Here is an 18039-nt window from a genome sequence, read left to right as displayed (position 1 = left end):
AAATAATTGAATAAACTGCATTTAAAGGTAAGATAATCGATTATTTTTGCTGTTTGCAAAAAATGATTCAATGACTTGATATACCATAAATTTTAGCCTCGCATCCGCAATCAAGCAGCCAATAATTCTCACAATTCATGTATATGTGCAATCTTTTCTTTGACCAGCTGAAAAAATTACATAAACGCTTCTACCATGATTAATGTTGACTCTCAAAGAAACAACCAAGCACGCAGCTATTAAATTGCCCATAACTACAGCGTCGCTTCAAATGGCTGTGCCATACTCAACGTTTAAGCAAGTTAGATTCTGCAATACTGTGTGAATTATTCAAGAAATTGCAAATCAGTAGAAGTCAATGATTTTATCATTTATACATCCTACTTCTAGCCAATATTTTGGTTGGCAAAACAACTACCAGCCAACTCAAATTTTATAGGAATAGCAACTAATTCTTGTTGTTGATCTGATACCTCAATCAACAACTTTGATACAAATAGTGAATGTGACATGATTGTTAGCCTCACTTAAGTTCGGTGGTTTGACCACCTAAGTACCCAACTATAAGCACTGTTTGTCAGGAAATCATAAATCTATAGATAGAAATCACAACTTTAGTTTTACTACTAGCAGCAGATATAAAAAAATCTTTTATGTGTTCCAGATATCCTAGTATTCTACGAGTAAAAATAGTAAATATTGCTGAAAAATTCTAGTTTCTTCCCTAAAGAGACAAGATATTATAAGATATACCATTGAAATTCAGCTAATATTAATAAACAAAAAACAATCAAAGCACCTGTGGATAGAAAGTAGGTAGACGGGAAAATTTATAACTAGTACAGGTCGGCCTAAATAAATAGACCATAAGAAATTGCTAAAAGGCTTGTGGTACAGTTATTATTTCTTTTTACTTTTGCCTTATTGTACTAGGTCAAGACTAGTTTTTTGTGTACGCAGTTTATGACTGCTACTTATTTACCTGATAATAGTTGCATTAATACAAAGGCTAGACCGGCACTACCTAAAGGAACAGTTAAATTATCAACACCCAAAAAGGAAATAGCTTCTAAACCAGTAGCTGCGATCGCCACAGCCAATGATACCACCCAAATCTGCCAGATATTTCCTTGCACACCCAGCAAAATCAAACTACTCACAATGTAGCTGGCTAAGGTCATTGTTAAAGAGCCTTCCCAGCTTTTACTGGCTCCAAAAACTTTATACTTATGTTTACCAAAGCGTTGACCAACCAATGCTGCTAGACCATCTCCCCAAGTCATCACCATAATTCCAATTGCAGCATATTGGGGTTGTTGCAAATACCAGAACCACCCAACTAAAATGCCAAAACTCACAGCATAAAAAAACGTTCCTAAACTTTGACGACCGACACTGTTAATTCCAGGCAGAATTGGCAATCGATAAGATAACAAGGTCACAATACTCGCTACAATCGAAGCTGTAATGCCTACACTGGCAGGGATATCTAGCCACCAAGCCAGCAAAATCACATTACCAGTGCCAATATGCACGATTTTTCTGACTATTTCTGAATCATCAGTTGCAAAGCGACTTACCAACCATGAAACTAGGAGGATAAGCAATACCCAAACTGCAACTATGGTAATTTGCAGCCACAAAGGTGGAATTGACGTTAAACCAGGAATCAGAGTTAACAAGGATTTTACACCCTAGAAAGTTTTTACCCTTGTTTCTAATTTATAAGATTTGGGCATCAGCAATGAAACTATTATTTATTTGGTTAATTCGGGGTTACAGAATGTTTATCTCGCCTTTGTTTCCCCCTACTTGCCGCTTTCAGCCAACTTGTTCTATGTATGCTATCCAATCAATTGAGAGGTTTGGAGTAGTGCGCGGTGGTTGGATGGCTACTCGCCGCATCTTGCGTTGTCATCCATTCCACCCCGGTGGTTATGACCCAGTACCAGAAATCGCATCATCAGACACAAAACAACAAGATTGTTGTGGTCACACTCAATTGAAGTCTGAAAATGAAACTCAACCAGAACCGCGAAATCACTAAAAAACCTTTTGCTGTCATCCGCAATCTCTACAGCTTTCCCACTAAAGCAGTTAATTGCCCGGTGAGGAAAAAAGTGAAAAATAGCTTGATTTATAAATGCTTGCGGATGAATAAACATTTCATTTGCGTACTTTTACTTTCGTATTTGTTCAGTAATTATTCCTTTAAGAATCACTTTAAATAATTAGCGTTGATGATTGGATTTCCAGTGTATATACATAAGTTTTATAATTGGTTTTTATTAAATACCCTCAATATAAAAAAGTGAACAAGTTCCTAAAATAAACTGGACGCATTCATGGCTAATCTTTTACAAATGGATTCATGATTTCAAAAAGGCAAGCTATGAAAAGCTCATTGTTCACTAAATTATTCGCTGCAACAACTTTAGTAACTGGTTTGTGGGTCTCTGCTACACCAGCAAATGCGGTTAACATCCAAAGCAGAAATGAAGCTCCAGTTGAGTTTAAAGATAATATCCAAGACTTCAAAGATTTTGTGGGCAAAGAATCTCGTTACTTATCCCCTGAGACAATTGGAGCGCATAAAGTTGATTTATCTCAACTGACACTGAAATATGCTCACGATACAAAAGTCTTCTTTATTGGTGAAACTGCTGGTGGTTATCGCAACCGTTTAGATTTTCAAGCAACTTATGGTGATACAGTCACCACCGGAAAAATCTTTGGCGATACATCTTGTAGTACCAAAGACAGTGCTTTCCAAAATTTTAAAGAGTTTTGTGCAAATCCTAACGATGCTTTAGCTAATAAAACCCAACAAGACAGCCCATTAAAAGTTGGTGACTGGGTTAGCTTAGGCAAATTCCAAGCTGGTACTACACTCGATTTCCTATTGCATTCTAATGATATCAATGGTGGTATCTCTGGCAAAAACCAACAAGGGCAAACTGTTAAAGGCGTGTTTGGCTTAAATGAAGCTACTAACCCAGATGGTTTGCAACACGTAATGACTTATGTGTACAAAAACTTCTTAGTTTTGGGTTATGAAGATTTATGGGGAGGCGGCGATAAAGATTATAATGATGTCGTTTTTGCCATAGATATTGGTTCTAGAAATGCTACTGCATTAACAAAAGGTGTTAGTGTTCCAGAACCTTCTGCAACCTTGGCCTTAGTTGGTATAGGTGCAGTTGGTGTACTCAAAACTCGTCGCCGTTCTCTGAAAAAAGCTAACAGCTAATAGCATTTTTGATTGTTAACAGCTTGATTAGTGAGCTTTTGAAGCTTCAATTCGTCACAACCATTTTTCCAATCGGTATAAATCAATAACTTGATGCCTATATCAAGGGCGCATCTATCAATATCGATTTACAAGCTTATAATTTCACTACTGTTTCAGGGTCAGTAAATAACCTTTTTGTTCTGAACTATCAAAAGATACTGAATTTTTTGCGTACTTTTTCAAATATTTTCGTATCTGCCAGTATACAATCCAAGCGATCGCTTAATCAACTCCGAGAAAGCGATCGCTTATTTTCATTAAGCTTGTCCGCACTATCAAACCTCAGTTTCTTTCTTGATATCAACTGACATTTCCGCAGTCATTGACTAGCCAGCACTTCATATAAATCAACTGTTTTCAAGTTAACTTGTGACAAATCAACATCACTGAGATCGGCTTTGTACAAGATGGTTTTATGGAGATCAGCATAACTCAAGTCGGCTTTGCTCAAGTTAGCTCCCGTAAGGTTTGCACCGTGAAGATTGGCTCCTGCTAAGTTAGCACCACAGAGGTTGGCGTAACTCAAATCTGCACCGCTTAAATCTGCACCACTGAGGTCAGCATTGTGTAAATTAGCTAAACGTAGGTCTGATTTCTGTAGAGATGCTTTGTGTAAGTCTACGTTACTCAGGTTGGCACGAATTAAGTTAGCAGCTTTGAGGTTTGTCCAAATTAATTTGGCACCACTAAAGTTAGTTCGCCAAAGACAAGACAATGCCAAGTTTGCTTCTATGAGGTTGGCTCCACTCAGGTTGGAATGAGATAAAGTGACGTTGACTAAGCTGGCGCTATCTAAGTTAATCCCAGCTAAACATACTTCACTCAGATTAACTGAATGCAGGCAAACCTGTGTGAAATTTCTCTCTCCTGCCTGATAGCGCCTGAGAAGTTCATCAGTGTCCATACAGCCTGCCTTCCAAATGATCATTTACTTAACTCGATTTAGTGGAATTAATTGGTTAACAAATGTACGCATGAACTGACTTTGCAATGAAAGTCTGAGGGCAAATGCTTGACTGGATGTGAATTGTTTTGTACAACCATCTGTAAAGAAATATAACAAAAACGTTACAAAAGTACAACAAATTCTCAGTTATGTGTTTATAGTTCCTGTTTATAGGAGGGATATAGCAGTCCGATTTGATTTTTGAACAAATACATGTAGGGACGAACTTACGTCCGTCCCTAGTTGGAATTTTTGATATTTCCGGCAAATTTAGTTAACGCAAACAGCGAATCGCTACTAATAGCCCTCTGGCTTTATTTAGCGTCTCTTCATATTCTTTTTCTGGTTCAGAGTCGGCTACCAAACCTGCACCAGCTTGCACACTAACGATGTTATCTTTGACTACCATTGTGCGAATTGCGATCGCACTATTTAATTGTCCTTCAAAATCGTAATAGCCATACACACCCGAATAAACACCCCGGCGACTTGGTTCTAGTTCGTTAATAATTTCCATCGCCCGAATTTTGGGTGCGCCACTAACTGTCCCCGCCGGGAAGCAAGCTTTCATTAAATCCCAAGCGTTTTTATGGCTGGCTAATTTACCTACCACATTACTCACAATGTGCATCACATGAGAGTAACGCTCAACAACCATCAATTCATCGACTTTCACACTACCGCTTTGGCAAACTCGCCCCAAATCGTTCCGCCCCAAGTCAACCAGCATCACGTGTTCAGCAATTTCCTTGGGGTCTTGCAGTAAATCTTCTGCTAAGGCGATATCTTCTTTGGTGGTTTTCCCCCGTGGCCTTGTACCTGCAATGGGGCGGACTGTGGCGATAATTCCCTCATCTGGGTCACGTTCGGCTTTCACCATGACTTCGGGACTAGAACCAATAATTTGCCAGTCCTGAAAGTGAAAATAAGCCATGTAAGGCGAAGGATTAATTTGGCGCAGCGAACGGTAAAGGGCAAAGGGGTCGCCTGTGTATTCTGTGGCGAGTCGCTGGGAAATGACAACTTGGAAGATATCACCAGCTTTGATATATTCTTTTGCCTTTTGGACGCTGGCGCAGAATTCTGGTTTGGTGAAGTTGCTGGTGTATGCTAATTCTTTGTTTTCTACTGGCTGATTACCTGGGGGTGTCCATTCCAGGATAGTTTTTTGTGGTGACAGTGGTAGAGATAACTTGCTGACCAAATTAGTCACGCGATCGCAAGCTTTTTGATAAGCTGCTTGTAAATCTACATTGGGGTCGCGTAAATCAGAATAGGCGATCGCCCAAATTTTTCGCTTTACCTGGTCAAAAATTAACAGTTGGTCTACCTGCATCCATAACCCATCAGGAATGTTGCGTTCATCTGGGGGATGGACGGGAACACGCGGTTCAATCCAACGAATCAATTCATAACCCCAAAACCCAAATAATCCCCCAATTCCTGGTGGTAATTGGGGTAATTTTACTGGCTGATAAGGCTCAAGACATTGGGCTAAAGCTGTAAAAGGATCACCTGTAAACACAGCTTGCGAACCATCACGGTGTGTTTGGGTGGTTGTCTCTCCTCTCGCTTCTAGCACCCACAAAGGATCACAACCGACAAAACTATAGCGTCCGATTTTTTCACCGCCTTCCACTGATTCCAACAAAAAGCTGTAAGGTTGTCCAGCACAAACTTTGTACCATGCAGAGACAGGCGTATCTAAATCAGCCACCCATTCTTGATACACCGGGACAAAGTTGCCTTGTGAAGCTAATTGCGAAAAATCAGAGAAATCGGGAAAAATCATAGGTTACTACAGAGATTGAGTATCAGGGATGAGGGACTGAGGAGGTAAAAGCATCAAGGCTAAAGGATGAAAAAACTTATTTCACACTTTACACTACATACTTCATACTTCCTCTGTCCCTGCTAGTCCCTAGGCATCGTAGGTAGCTGTACCACTAAATTTAAGTTTTGATGGCTCAGGATTTTCGCCAATCCTACGAGCTACGTGGCGTACTTTTTCGCGGCCTTGGTTAACTTTTTCAGGGAAGACACCATCTGCTGGGTGAATGAAGGTGGTTTCTCCGCTAGGCAAAATCCGATAAATTTTGTAGTCGGTGATTTTGAATTTACGGAGTTGACCGCCCAAAGCAATGCCGTATTCTTTACGAGCTAAGTAAAGCAAGTTTTCGCCTTGGTGCATGGTAGCAGCGCCACCTGTAGGTAATTCAAACACCTGAGCCTTGGGGCTTGTCCAAGTGATAGCGTACTTTTCTTCCTCTTTTGCTTTGGTGAGCAAACCGCCAGTACTACCGGCGAACAGTGGGGTTTTTCCAGAAAGTGTTTCTGCCATAAAGCATTCTCTCAAGGTTTTTAGGGCATCGTAACACCGCCATCACGATCATATTGCGATCGCGTCATAGTCTGTAACAGTTTTTAGTTTAAAGTCAAAAGTCCATAATCTATAGTCCCGCAATTTGTCAAATTCACTTTTTACCAAAACACCGTGAATGATCATCAAAAAAAATGAACTTCACCCAAAAACTGAAATTTGGACTATACAAAACTTTACATGATGGGTTGGATTTTGCTGTCTGAATTTCCTTCGCTAATTTTAGGGTTGCGATCGCCTATTAACGCTGAGTAACTTCGTTTAGTGCCTCTTGAAGCACTTCATCACTCACACCGTGGCGCTTTAAACTGGCAATCAACGCAGATAGTCAATATGATTTTTTGATTTTAGGTGTATTGATGGCGATCGCACTGCTTTGATTATGCTTTGTGAGCTTCTGCATAAATCCGCAATGCCGCAGCCATTTTCTTTTCATAATCCTCTCCTTGAGCCTGAAACCAAGCTAGTGTGTGGGGATCTACTTGAACAAGAACATTTAATGGCTCTACGGGTTTCCACCATCGCGACTTACTGAAGAACTCCTCAGTCAAGGGAGGAATGTCAGAGGTATCGATGTCCTCTTCTGTCAGCGAGTCAACCTTCTCCCAATTCGTCTCTGAGGTATTGTTCATAGCGTTTTCGTTTAGATTGAATAATCTCGAATGTGTAAGTTCAATAGCTATTTTTTTGCATTATTCTTTGCGTCTTTGCGCCTCTGCGTGAGATTTTAAACAGTCTTGTCAGCAAGACCAAGTATTATTAACCATTGACTATTTACTCCTAACCCTTACCCGCTTTTCTTCTTGACTACCCAGCACAATGGGAATGGTGAAATGAAACTGACTACCTTGGTCTTTGCCTTGAGACTCTGCCCAAATTTCTCCACCCCAACCATTGACAATTTGCCGACAAATTGCTAAACCCAAACCTGTACCGCCTGCGGTACGCCTTAGCGCCCCTTCTTCCTGATAAAAGCGGTCAAATACAACCTCCAAGCGATTAGGCTCAATACCCCTTCCTGTGTCAGCCACGGTGACTTCTACCATCTGATTGCCGTTTTGAGAGGCTTGAATGGAAATTTCCCCGTCAGAAGGCGTAAATTTGCAGGCGTTGTCGATCAGTTTTGCCAAGACTTCTACTAACCAATCGCCATCGGCTTTCACTAAAGGTAAATTTTCTGTGATTTGCGTTGTAATTTGGGGCGGATTCTCCATTGAGGGGCGGGTGCGAGTGCGGCTCAGGGCTAAATCCACACATTCTTGTAAGGTTAGTGATTCGGGATGCCATTCTACCCGCCCGCTTTCTAAGTTAGATAGGGTGAGAAAATCCTGGACGAGTTTTCGCATCCGTTCCGAGTCGGCCAAGGCTGTATTTAACATTACCTGCTGTAATTCCACAGGCATATCTGGTTCACTGGCAAGACTTTCTAAGCACACTTGAATGGTAGATAAGGGGGTACGCAGTTCGTGACCGGTAATGGCTATCAAGTTGCTGCGGGTGCGATCGAGGGCTTCTAGTTGTTGGTTGAGTTCTTCGAGGTTGGCGTAGGCTTCGGCCTGAATTAAAGCGGCTCCGATTTGGGTGGAGATCGCTTTTACTAAGTCAAGTTCTCCGGCTTGCCACTGGTGCGGCGGTACACTGCAATAGTGCAGTTCCACAATCCCCAGCAGTCGCCCCTGAGATAATACTGGTTCCATTAACCACGAACGAATACTGTATTTTTTGGCAATTAAGGACAGAGTTCTGGAACTGCTGATCCGCAAATCATTGTGTGTATCAGCTACACAAACGCCTTCACCTAGCTGCACAACTTCCTGAAACAAAGCATTATTATCTAAATCCCAAGTTTGCCCACTTACCGATAAAACGCCAGTCGTCAAAAATTCATGTTCAATTGTGGCTTGGGCTTGTGTGGCTTGAGCGCGGTAAATTAAACAACGACTTGTCCCTAAGTGTTGTCCTAATTCTTGGGCGGCGATTTGCAAGACTTCATGGGGATCGAGCGATCGCCTAATTGCCGTACTAATAGAATTAATTAAACGTTCTTTACGGGCTTGGGCAATAATTGAGCGATAAGCTTTGTGTAATTTATACTGACTAGCTTGCAAATAAGTTACCAATCGCTGCACAAACGGATCTGTATCGATATCACAAGCAAATTCGGGTTGTCCGATTTGAGAGTAAATTCTTGGTTCCCCAATGCCAAATCTTTGGCGGGCTTCCTTGACTTTATTCGCCAAGTCTGGGCGATAAATTAAAATCCTGTCTAATAGCAATTGTGCAGCTTTCAGGCTAACTCCCCGCTCTGATGTCCATATACCTTCAAACCTCCGGGCTGTATCTATATCCAAACCAGTACTAAACTCTGGAACTTGCTGATTTTTGGTAATAGAACCCAAGCTTTCTCGACACACTAAGCAAGTAGCATAATTATCAGCAACCACTACTAAGTGCCACTCTTGCGTTAAAGCATCATCTGGTTCAAAGGCGACTTTCTCATAGTATTCTGAGCTATTGGCAAAGTCCGTTTCTGGAGCAGCTAAAACGTATATTTGATTACTGCGCTGCGCCAGCCTTTGATAGCGATGGGCTTCTTGGCGATAAAATCGCTCGCGTTGAAAGCTGGCAATTACCAAAGGTCTGTCTAAAGTCGCCGCCAAAACCTGATCTTCCATTGCATGGGAGAGGGCGGTTAGTGAAGCTTTGAAATATAGCTGGGGCCGCAGGTAAGGGATGGACTGTAGCAGATCACTCAGTACGGAAGTCGAAATGCTCATGAATATTGTTTAAGGAGCCACTTTCACAGAAAAAATCCACGTCACAGCTGCATTGTACAAATTACAATCAACTCTCAAACTAGATAGACTGTTGCATTATGTAAAGAATCCTAAACAGCACTTTCAAAAGGCAGTCGCAGCAATTAACTTCCGAATCTATATGGCTAAAAGTCAAAACAGGCTTTTTGTATATTGTTCAACTTTTAGTCATCAGATGGCGAGTTACTTTGCTTAACTGCACGAGGAGGAGTACCCAGAGGTTTCTTGACAAATATCCCAGTCTCTAGTCAAGTTCAAAACCAACAACGGAGATCAATTCCGTCAGCATCTTTGCTTAATCAGGCATAGACGTGATATGACCATTCTTTAAAGATGCTATGGTCTGGATGGAAATTGTGTTTGTTGATCTAGATTTTGCCCATTGGGATGATTTAAGTCCTAAGCTACTACGCTCAATATACATTTTCGTTCAGAACTGCCCTTTCGTTAACCGAAAGTTGATCAAAACGGAAATTAGGCAGGGGCATCCTGACTTGAAAGTGCTGAGTCACCGAAGTTTGCTCAACGCGGGGAACCCGCGCACGCAACTTCTCGCTGAGTGCTGAGTAAAAATACTAGTCCCACTTTCATGCTTGGCTATGAAACTTGTTTCATCGGGACTGCCTTTCAACTCCTGCCTTCTTCAATAAGCCTCATAAATTTCCAATTTACTGGTTTTTCAGTAGCTTTGCATCTTTTTGCATACTGATTGATGGGTAATTCTAGATTCTGCTTTTATTGCGGAGCTTTAGTCCCAAAATACAAGATAAAGCGAGTAAAGCTAGAGTATATACCAGGGTTGATTTAATCTCCGTGAAAATCCTGTAATATCAGCCTTGACTTTCACCCCAGACAATATAAATTTATAAAGATTTGTTATGGAAATTTTCTCTAATAAGTTTTTCAGAACGTCTTTTTCACAGTTCTGAACAGAGTTTTTTGCTTGGATTTTACTGCTGTTGAACTGCTCAAAGTTACTCAGACTACGAAAACATAGACTTTTACACGGAAAATTGGCTGATGACACCGGATTTGCTAATCACCCAAGATAAAATTTCATTGGACGGCAAGACTTTTATCCCCGCAGAACAATTATCTATACCAGAGTGGCCTTGTGTGGTTAGTGAACGACCACAACCCACGCTGACGGTCAAAGATGATGATTTATTCCTAGTTACAGATACGATGGGGAATATTTCAGGCTGTTCCCTGAATGATGGCAATCCTAGTATGGGATTGTTTTGTTGTGATACGCGATTTCTCAACCGTCTAGAATTGCAAATTGAAGGGCGATCGCCTACACTCCTGAGCAGCACAGCAGAAAAGGGATTTTCTCTTTCGGTTTTGTGTACTAACCCCAGAATTGATGATCGCCTCAAAGCTGATAACATAGGCATTCGCCGCGAAATCGTCCTCAATGGCGCATTATTTGAAGAAATCGAAATATCTAACTACAGCACCACAACTGTCAACTTTGAACTCAGCATTAGCTTTGATGCCGATTTTGTTGATTTGTTTGAAGTGCGGGGTTATGACCGACCCCAACGCGGTAAACTTCTACGTCTAGTAGAACCGATACAAGAAGATGCAGCCACATTCAATGGTGATAGTGCTGCGCCTGTATCGCTTCACCCAGAAGCTCAAAAAGCCGAGTTCTTAACATTGGCATATCATGGTCTGGATGGCTTAATCATGGAGTCGCGTATCCAGTTCCAGCATCGCCTACCGGATCACTTTAAAGGTTATACAGCCGTGTGGCGGTTAGAGTTAGCATCTCATCAAACTCAAAAAATCGGCTACCGCATCAATTTGTTAACTAACAATACTTCTAGTTCTACCGTCAGTGCAGCTTTTACCCTAGGACAAGCCAAAGCCGCAGAAATGATGGAAGAACAAAATTGGGTGCAACAAATTACCCGTATTAGTTCCGACAAAATTATACTCAATCGCATTATTGACCGTGCTGAACAAGATATGTACTTGTTACGCCAGTCATTTGGCAAGTACAAAACTGTTTCTGCTGGTGTACCTTGGTTCTCGGCTTTGTTTGGGCGAGATTCGATTATTACGGCTGCTCAGACTTTAATTTTAAACTCGCAAATCGCCAAAGAAACCTTGCAGCTATTGGCAGCCTACCAAGGTAAAACTGAGGATGAATGGCGCGAAGAAGAACCAGGTAAGATTCTGCACGAATTACGCTTGGGTGAGATGGCGCGTTGCCAAGAAATTCCCCATACACCTTATTACGGTACAGTTGATGCTACGCCTTTGTGGTTGATGTTGTATGGCGAATACTACAGTTGGACACATGACCAAGAAACCCTAGAACAGCTTTGGCCAAATGCGTTAGCCGCAATGGAGTGGATTGACCGCAACTTGCAAGCAACTGGCTATTTGAGTTACTATCGCCGTTCTAAACGCGGTTTAGCTAACCAAGGCTGGAAAGACTCTGGCGACTGTATTGTTGACCGTAAAGGTGATTTGGCTAACGGGGCGATCGCTTTATGTGAAGTCCAAGCTTATGTTTATTCTGCTAAAATCCGCCTAGCGGAAATTGCCAAAATGAAGAAGCGGTTAGATTTAGCAGACCGTTGGCAAGAAGAAGCCAAAAATCTGAAGTTGCGGTTTAATCAAGACTTTTGGATGGAAGACCAAGATTTTTGCGCCTTGGCTTTAGATGGTGATGGCAAACAAGTAGATAGTATTACATCTAACCCTGGTCATTGTTTGCAGTTGGGCATCTTTACCCCAGAAAAAGCTTATAGTGTGGCGGAAAGGTTACGCGCACCTGATATGTTTAATGGTTGGGGAATTCGGACTTTAAGCAGTTTATCCCCTGCATACAATCCAATGGGTTATCACATTGGTTCGGTGTGGCCTCATGATAACTCTTTAATTGCGACGGGTTTGCGATCGCTCGGTTTAATCGATCAAGCCTTGGAACTTTTTCAAGGTATACTCGATATGACTAATCAACAGCCCTATCAACGTCCTCCAGAACTGTTTTGCGGCTACGAACGCAACGGTGACAACGCCCCTGTACAATATCCCGTGGCTTGTACACCGCAGGCTTGGGCTACAGGTAGCGTGTTTCAACTGCTACAAATGATTGTCAATTTAGTTCCAGACGCACAAAATAACTGCCTACGAATTATCGACCCCGCTTTACCAGAATCGATTAATCATCTGTCTTTTCACAACTTACGAGTCGGTACAACTATTCTCGATTTGGAATTTGAGCGTTCTGGTAATACTACTGCCTGCCGCGTAGCAAAAAAACGCGGCAATCTCCGCGTAGTTATCGAAGCTTAATCACACAATTATGAAGTATCAATGAGGCTAGAGGCTAGTACAACAAGGAAAAAGGAAAAAGGCAAAAGGCAAAAGGCAAAAGAAAGAATATTCATACCACAAGCCTTTTAGCAATTTCTTATGGTCTGTTTATTTACGCCAATCTATACTATGGGCTAGAGGTTAGGGGTTAGAAGTTCTAATTTAAGACTTTTGTGTGGCTTTAGCTATAAATATCTAGCCCCTACTCTCTACTCTCTACTCCCCACTCCCTACTCCCTACTTTTCATGATTTTCACTTTTTTGTCCTGGAGAAGCTTCATAAATTGCATCTAGTTGTTGTCTAGCATCTTCAACATTAATAGAACGCATAACTAATAATGGTTCTTTAATGATGTTGCCATCGCTATCTAATAATTCTGGATGGGGTACTGATTTTCTCCCTGAACGATAATTGCGATTTGCTGAAGATGTGGCTTGATAATTTCGCTCTCTGTCAATAAAACTAAACATAACTAAGTTGCGAATTAAGTTTGCCACTGCAATACAAGCCAAAATCGTAAAAGCAAGAATATAAAGTAGGTGCAACATAATGCGGGTTTCCTCCAGAGCAGCAAGTTTAAAAACCTTATACTGAAAAGATTCGCTGAGGTTGGGACTCGCAGCGATTGTAAGTTTTTAACGCACTTTTGATGCGCTTATATGATTAATATGAAAAATTTGTCAAGGCTATTCAATTAACGGTAGCATAGGATACATTATTTGTTAATAAAAAATTTATTAAGTATTTTATAGTATCTATGCGAAGTGTGTGATGTGTCACTAACTCCAGCTAGTAGCTATGACTTTTCTTTTTCTTGATGAAAGCGCATCCCTACATTCCAACATTCTGTAACCAATTGATGCCAAGGCGCTAAGGTTGTCATATCTAATCCGACTTGTTGATCAGTGGCTGCAAATAGCATTTTTGCTGTATTTAGCTCTGTTTGTGCTTGCTTGACTCGTAACAGCAGGTCAGATTGTTCTTGATGACTCATAAATGAGAGTTGCTCAGTTTCTAAAAGATTGCGCGATCGCCCAAACCAATAGTCAAAGTCTTCTAACAAAGGCTCTAAGATCGTTTTCAGCAACTCAGTCCCTGGTAAATTTGAGTCTTGCATAGCTATGAAGGATACTTCTATTTTTCTTATTAATATTAACGTTTTTTACAAAACTTAACATTATTATATGCTATGTCCTCAGAAAGATAGTAAAAAAAATCTGTCATAATGGTTACGAAAAGCAAATCTTCATCAAGAACACAGTAATTTAACCTAAGAAAATTCAGGCTCAAGACTGTAGACTAAAAACGACTTACAGCAAGCTAAGATCAAGTTTCATACTTCAGACTTCATCCTACCCTGCGGGAAGCCACCCAAAGGGTATCTACACACTTCATACAATGCTAGAGTGCATCCAGGACAGCTAAAAGTCCCTCAAGCTGAAATATAACCCTATGTTATATTTGGGTAATATTTTCAGCATTCTAACTAATAAATTACTTTTTGCAATTACTTCGCCAATGGTTCAGCAGCCAATGTCGCCTAATCAAAATCTGCATCAAGCAGAACAACCAGAAAAGATTTCTTTACCCCGTACCAGCGAATCAGAGACTTTAAAAAAGATTCGCCACACAACTTCTCATGTGATGGCAATGGCAGTGCAGAAGCTGTTTCCCAAGGCGCAAGTGACAATCGGCCCCTGGATTGAAAACGGATTTTATTACGACTTCGACAGTCCAGAGCCATTTACTGACAAAGACCTCAAAGCCATCCAAAAAGAGATGGCTAAGATTATTAATCGCAAATTGCCAGTAACTAGAGAAGAAGTCAGCCGGGAAGAAGCCGAACGCCGCATTAAAGAAATCAACGAACCTTATAAATTAGAAATTCTGGCAGATTTAAAAGAACCCATTACTATTTATCACTTGGGTGATCAATGGTGGGATTTGTGCGCCGGGCCTCATGTGGAAAATACTCAAGAATTAAACCCCAAAGCCATAGATTTAGAAAGCGTTGCGGGTGCATATTGGCGTGGGGATGAAACCAAAGCACAACTACAGCGCATTTACGGTACTGCGTGGGAAACTCCAGAACAACTAGCTGAATATAAACGCCGCAAAGAAGAAGCACAGCGCCGTGACCACCGCAAACTCGGCAAAGAATTGGGATTATTTATCTTCTCCGACTTAGTGGGGCCGGGTTTACCTTTATGGACTCCCAAAGGCACTTTATTGCGGAGTATCTTAGAAGACTTCCTCAAGCAAGAGCAACTCAAGCGTGGCTATTTACCTGTAGTCACTCCCCACATTGCTAGGGTGGATTTATTTAAAACTTCCGGCCACTGGCAAAAGTATAAAGAAGATATGTTTCCCTTAATGGCTGAGGATGAAGCCGCCGCCGCACTTGAGCAAGGCTTTGTCATGAAGCCAATGAACTGTCCCTTCCACATCCAAATATATAAGAGTGAATTACGCTCTTATCGGGAACTACCGATGCGCTTGGCAGAATTTGGTACTGTTTACCGCTACGAACAGTCAGGGGAATTAGGCGGTTTAACCAGAGTGCGCGGTTTTACTGTGGATGACTCTCACTTGTTTGTCACCCCAGAACAACTCGATAGCGAATTCCTGAACGTGGTGGATTTGATTTTATCGGTGTTCAATAAACTGCAACTGAAGAACTTCAAAGCCAGACTGAGTTTCCGTGACCCTGCGAGTGATAAATATATTGGTGGCGATGAGGTTTGGGATAAAGCCGAAGGTGCGATTCGCCGCGCTGTTCAACAGTTAGGAATGGAACATTTTGAAGGTATTGGTGAAGCTGCATTTTATGGGCCGAAGCTTGACTTTATCTTTAAAGATGCGTTGGAAAGAGAATGGCAATTGGGGACTGTGCAAGTTGATTACAACTTACCAGAACGCTTTGATTTAGAGTACGTCGCTGAAGATGGTTCGCGCAAACGTCCGGTGATGATTCACCGCGCACCTTTCGGTTCATTAGAACGACTGATTGGGATATTAATTGAAGAATATGCAGGTGATTTTCCCTTGTGGTTAGCACCTGTGCAAATACGGCTGCTATCTGTAAGTGATGCACAGCTAGATTTTGCGAAATCTGTTGTAGCAAAAATGCAGGCTTTGGGTATTCGTGCAGAAGTTGACACAAGTGGCGATCGCTTGGGTAAATTAATCCGCAACGCCGAGAAAGATAAAATACCAGTAATGGCAGTGGTAGGTGCAAAAGAAGTGGAAACCAACTCCTTAAGCATTCGTACCCGCGCTTCTGGGGAATTAGGCGCAATTTCTGTAGATGAAGTGGTACAGAAATTGAAAGATGCGATCGCTAACTTCGATAACTTCTAATGAAGAGTGCTGAGTTGAAAGTGCTGAGTGCTGAGTTAAAAGACCGCCCACAAGGGGCAGGGCATTTACTGAGTACGAAAGTGCTGAGTACTCTTTTTCTTACTCAGCACTCAGCACTCAGCACTCAGTACGGTATGTTATGGATAAATAATTTCAGATATTCCTGTGAGCGAAACTGTTTATATTGAAACTAGTATTTTGGGATATTTAACTGCCAGATCAACAGACAACTTGATTCTGGCAGCAAACATGAAAATTACGCAAGATTGGTGGACTATTCGTCGTAGTTCTTTTGTTCTGTATGCTTCTGAGATTGTCGAGGATGAAGCAGCCAGAGGAGATGCAGCGATCGCTGCTCAAAGGTTAAATCTGTTACAATCTCTCCCGTTTCTCGATCTCATAGAAGAAACTAGAGAACTTGCACAGGAGTTTTTACAACAGAGTAACTTACCACCCAAAGCCTCTAATGATGCTTTACATATAGCATTAGCAACAGTTTATGGTTTAGACTACTTGTTAACATGGAACTGTAAGCACATGGCAAACGCCCAAATCCAGAAAAAATTATCACAAATTAGCTCTGACCTTGGATATGAGTTACCCATCATTTGTACACCTTATGAATTGATGGGATATGACATTGTAGGAGAATAAAATATGTATAAAGATGAAATTATAGAAGAAATTCACCAGTACAGAGAAGAATACGCTAAATCATTGAACTATAATTTGAACGCAATCTTTAATGATCTACGTCAAAAACAGATCGCTCACGGACATAAAGTTATAAAACTTCCAATTAAGCGACAGTTGGCAAAATCATTGCAATCGACACAAACTGAAAACTTGTCTACTAAAGCTTAAAGTATTTGTGCAGGTTAGAGGAGTCTTTGGCTTTATGCGATCGCTTGGGTAAATTAATCCGCAACGCCGAGAAAGATAAAATACCAGTAATGGCAGTGGTAGGCGCAAAAGAAGTTGAAACCAACTCTTTAAGCATCCGTACCCACGCTTCTGGGGAACTAGGCGCAATTTCTATAGATGAAGTAGTGCAGAAATTGAAAGATGCGATCGCTAATTTCGATAACTTCTAGTAAAAATTAGTAGCGCGGCAAGCCTAATTTATTGGGTTGAGTAATCAAAGACTATATTTATGGTTTGTGGATTTTATAGATTGTTTGAACCCAACATTTGAAGCTTGCCGTGCTAGTAGGCTGGTTAAATGCCCATCCAAAAAAATTAATATTAGAATTATGCAATCATGCTGATATGTAAGCCACTTACAAAAAACTCTCAAACACTTTGAAGATGCTATACGCAAGTTCAACTTATTTTCAATAATTCTTTTGGCTTTTATACTATAAACAAATGCTCATTCAAAATTTGAGTCAAACCTTTCCTGCAATTCTAGGTTTTATGATTGGTTTTATTTGGCTTATTTATACACTTTTAAAAAGTCTTTATAAAATAAGTTTAATTCAAATATTATTTAACTTTTTTTCCACAAAAAAAGTAGTGATTCCAGCTTTATCTACTTTATTTTTACCATTTTTATTCATGTACTTTTATCAAGAAATACCGACATTAATAGATAGATGGAAATTACGTGATTTTGTGGGAATTTTAGGAGCTGTCGTTGGTGCAGTTCTTGGATTTTTTATAAGTGAATTTCGTCAATGGAAGACGGAAGGACAACAAATTAATGCAGTCCGTAAAATGCTTAATATCGAAATTAATCATAACTTAATGTTACTGAATGAATTCAAAAGTAAAGCTAACGCAGATAAAAATAACATTTGGTTCTTCCGGTAATTTTATGGAGAATTAGTAGTAAAGTGCCAAGTTAATAAGCTACGTAAGCGGAAATTACTAAAGTTGCGAAAGCCATATCCAAGTCTTTTGATTAACTTG

At 40.8% G+C, this 18039-nt stretch carries 16 protein-coding genes and 1 pseudogene; 8 read left to right on the top strand and 9 right to left on the bottom strand.

The features are described 5' to 3' along the window. Positions 1-386 precede the first annotated feature (386 nt). Both H6G74_RS31505 and H6G74_RS12285 read right to left on the bottom strand, forming a co-directional pair. A complete protein-coding gene (locus H6G74_RS31505) occupies positions 387-512 on the bottom strand; it encodes a hypothetical protein (RefSeq protein WP_277927148.1) in 126 nt (41 codons plus the stop codon). 462 nt (positions 513-974) lie between these two features. Then, entirely contained in the window at positions 975-1682 is a 708-nt protein-coding gene (locus tag H6G74_RS12285; protein ID WP_190967941.1) for a diacylglycerol/polyprenol kinase family protein, read from the bottom strand. Between the two features lie 62 nt (positions 1683-1744). Here H6G74_RS12285 and yidD point away from each other — a divergent pair, with 62 nt between their 5' ends. Beyond that, entirely contained in the window at positions 1745-2047 is a 303-nt protein-coding gene (yidD, locus tag H6G74_RS12280) for a membrane protein insertion efficiency factor YidD (protein ID WP_190967940.1), read from the top strand. A gap of 345 nt (positions 2048-2392) precedes the next feature. Then, the gene (locus H6G74_RS12275) at positions 2393-3250 is read left to right on the top strand and encodes a DUF4114 domain-containing protein (RefSeq protein WP_190967939.1); all 858 of its coding nucleotides are present in this window, start codon (positions 2393-2395) and stop codon (positions 3248-3250) included. A gap of 361 nt (positions 3251-3611) precedes the next feature. Here the strand turns inward: H6G74_RS12275 and H6G74_RS12270 are convergent, their stop codons facing one another. The 5 genes from H6G74_RS12270 to H6G74_RS12250 form a co-directional block, all read right to left on the bottom strand. Continuing rightward, positions 3612-4196, bottom strand: a complete 585-nt coding sequence (locus H6G74_RS12270; protein WP_190967938.1) for a pentapeptide repeat-containing protein — start codon at positions 4194-4196, stop codon at positions 3612-3614. Positions 4197-4512: 316 nt separating this feature from the next. Further along, entirely contained in the window at positions 4513-6030 is a 1518-nt protein-coding gene (gene trpE, locus H6G74_RS12265; RefSeq protein WP_190967937.1) for an anthranilate synthase component I, read from the bottom strand. A gap of 129 nt (positions 6031-6159) precedes the next feature. Continuing rightward, the gene (locus tag H6G74_RS12260; protein WP_190588119.1) at positions 6160-6579 is read right to left on the bottom strand and encodes a photosystem I reaction center subunit II PsaD; all 420 of its coding nucleotides are present in this window, start codon (positions 6577-6579) and stop codon (positions 6160-6162) included. A gap of 419 nt (positions 6580-6998) precedes the next feature. Further along, a complete protein-coding gene (locus H6G74_RS12255) occupies positions 6999-7250 on the bottom strand; it encodes a BrnA antitoxin family protein (protein WP_190967936.1) in 252 nt (83 codons plus the stop codon). A gap of 138 nt (positions 7251-7388) precedes the next feature. After that, complete coding sequence (locus H6G74_RS12250; protein ID WP_190967935.1) at positions 7389-9395, bottom strand: DICT sensory domain-containing protein; 2007 nt, start codon at positions 9393-9395, stop codon at positions 7389-7391. Between the two features lie 1059 nt (positions 9396-10454). Between H6G74_RS12250 and H6G74_RS12245 the strand changes: the two genes are divergently transcribed. Beyond that, positions 10455-12746 carry an amylo-alpha-1,6-glucosidase gene (locus tag H6G74_RS12245; protein WP_190967934.1) on the top strand — a complete coding sequence of 764 codons (2292 nt, stop codon included), beginning with the start codon at positions 10455-10457 and terminating at the stop codon, positions 12744-12746. 258 nt (positions 12747-13004) lie between these two features. On the opposite strand, the gene H6G74_RS12240 is transcribed toward H6G74_RS12245, so the two are convergent. Both H6G74_RS12240 and H6G74_RS12235 read right to left on the bottom strand, forming a co-directional pair. Then, positions 13005-13316 (bottom strand): DUF2973 domain-containing protein, encoded by a 312-nt coding sequence (locus H6G74_RS12240; RefSeq protein WP_190967933.1) that lies wholly within the window; start codon positions 13314-13316, stop codon positions 13005-13007. A gap of 248 nt (positions 13317-13564) precedes the next feature. Continuing rightward, positions 13565-13885 (bottom strand): DUF2605 domain-containing protein, encoded by a 321-nt coding sequence (locus H6G74_RS12235; protein ID WP_190967932.1) that lies wholly within the window; start codon positions 13883-13885, stop codon positions 13565-13567. Between the two features lie 401 nt (positions 13886-14286). On the opposite strand from H6G74_RS12235, the gene thrS reads away from it, so the two are divergent. The 5 genes and pseudogenes from thrS (at position 14287) to H6G74_RS12210 (ending at position 17940) form a co-directional block, all read left to right on the top strand. After that, positions 14287-16128 carry a threonine--tRNA ligase gene (gene thrS / locus H6G74_RS12230; RefSeq protein WP_190967931.1) on the top strand — a complete coding sequence of 614 codons (1842 nt, stop codon included), beginning with the start codon at positions 14287-14289 and terminating at the stop codon, positions 16126-16128. A gap of 165 nt (positions 16129-16293) precedes the next feature. Next, positions 16294-16782: a type II toxin-antitoxin system VapC family toxin gene (locus tag H6G74_RS12225; protein ID WP_190967930.1), complete on the top strand. Its 489-nt coding sequence runs from the start codon at positions 16294-16296 to the stop codon at positions 16780-16782. A 3-nt stretch (positions 16783-16785) separates the two neighbouring features. After that, complete coding sequence (locus H6G74_RS12220; protein WP_190967929.1) at positions 16786-16992, top strand: hypothetical protein; 207 nt, start codon at positions 16786-16788, stop codon at positions 16990-16992. A gap of 38 nt (positions 16993-17030) precedes the next feature. Further along, positions 17031-17222: pseudogene (locus tag H6G74_RS12215) on the top strand (His/Gly/Thr/Pro-type tRNA ligase C-terminal domain-containing protein); the annotation flags it as partial. Positions 17223-17496: 274 nt separating this feature from the next. After that, positions 17497-17940 (top strand): hypothetical protein, encoded by a 444-nt coding sequence (locus H6G74_RS12210; RefSeq protein ID WP_190967928.1) that lies wholly within the window; start codon positions 17497-17499, stop codon positions 17938-17940. Positions 17941-18039: the final 99 nt, after the last annotated feature.

The sequence above is a fragment of the Nostoc spongiaeforme FACHB-130 genome (genome assembly GCF_014698475.1).
In the GTDB taxonomy this organism is placed as follows: domain Bacteria; phylum Cyanobacteriota; class Cyanobacteriia; order Cyanobacteriales; family Nostocaceae; genus Nostoc_B; species Nostoc_B spongiaeforme.
This window is presented reverse-complemented; position numbering and strand designations above follow the sequence as displayed.

Excerpts from the sequence above, each read along its gene's own strand:
- H6G74_RS31505 (WP_277927148.1), bottom strand. The coding sequence starts at position 512 with ATGTCACATTCACTATTTGTATCAAAGTTGTTGATTGAGGTATCAGAT.
- yidD (WP_190967940.1), top strand. The coding sequence starts at position 1,745 with ATGAAACTATTATTTATTTGGTTAATTCGGGGTTACAGAATGTTTATC.
- H6G74_RS12275 (WP_190967939.1), top strand. The coding sequence starts at position 2,393 with ATGAAAAGCTCATTGTTCACTAAATTATTCGCTGCAACAACTTTAGTA.
- H6G74_RS12270 (WP_190967938.1), bottom strand. The coding sequence starts at position 4,196 with ATGGACACTGATGAACTTCTCAGGCGCTATCAGGCAGGAGAGAGAAAT.
- trpE (WP_190967937.1), bottom strand. The coding sequence starts at position 6,030 with ATGATTTTTCCCGATTTCTCTGATTTTTCGCAATTAGCTTCACAAGGC.
- H6G74_RS12260 (WP_190588119.1), bottom strand. The coding sequence starts at position 6,579 with ATGGCAGAAACACTTTCTGGAAAAACCCCACTGTTCGCCGGTAGTACT.
- H6G74_RS12255 (WP_190967936.1), bottom strand. The coding sequence starts at position 7,250 with ATGAACAATACCTCAGAGACGAATTGGGAGAAGGTTGACTCGCTGACA.
- H6G74_RS12250 (WP_190967935.1), bottom strand. The coding sequence starts at position 9,395 with ATGAGCATTTCGACTTCCGTACTGAGTGATCTGCTACAGTCCATCCCT.
- H6G74_RS12245 (WP_190967934.1), top strand. The coding sequence starts at position 10,455 with ATGACACCGGATTTGCTAATCACCCAAGATAAAATTTCATTGGACGGC.
- H6G74_RS12240 (WP_190967933.1), bottom strand. The coding sequence starts at position 13,316 with ATGTTGCACCTACTTTATATTCTTGCTTTTACGATTTTGGCTTGTATT.
- H6G74_RS12235 (WP_190967932.1), bottom strand. The coding sequence starts at position 13,885 with ATGCAAGACTCAAATTTACCAGGGACTGAGTTGCTGAAAACGATCTTA.
- thrS (WP_190967931.1), top strand. The coding sequence starts at position 14,287 with ATGGTTCAGCAGCCAATGTCGCCTAATCAAAATCTGCATCAAGCAGAA.
- H6G74_RS12220 (WP_190967929.1), top strand. The coding sequence starts at position 16,786 with ATGTATAAAGATGAAATTATAGAAGAAATTCACCAGTACAGAGAAGAA.
- H6G74_RS12210 (WP_190967928.1), top strand. The coding sequence starts at position 17,497 with ATGCTCATTCAAAATTTGAGTCAAACCTTTCCTGCAATTCTAGGTTTT.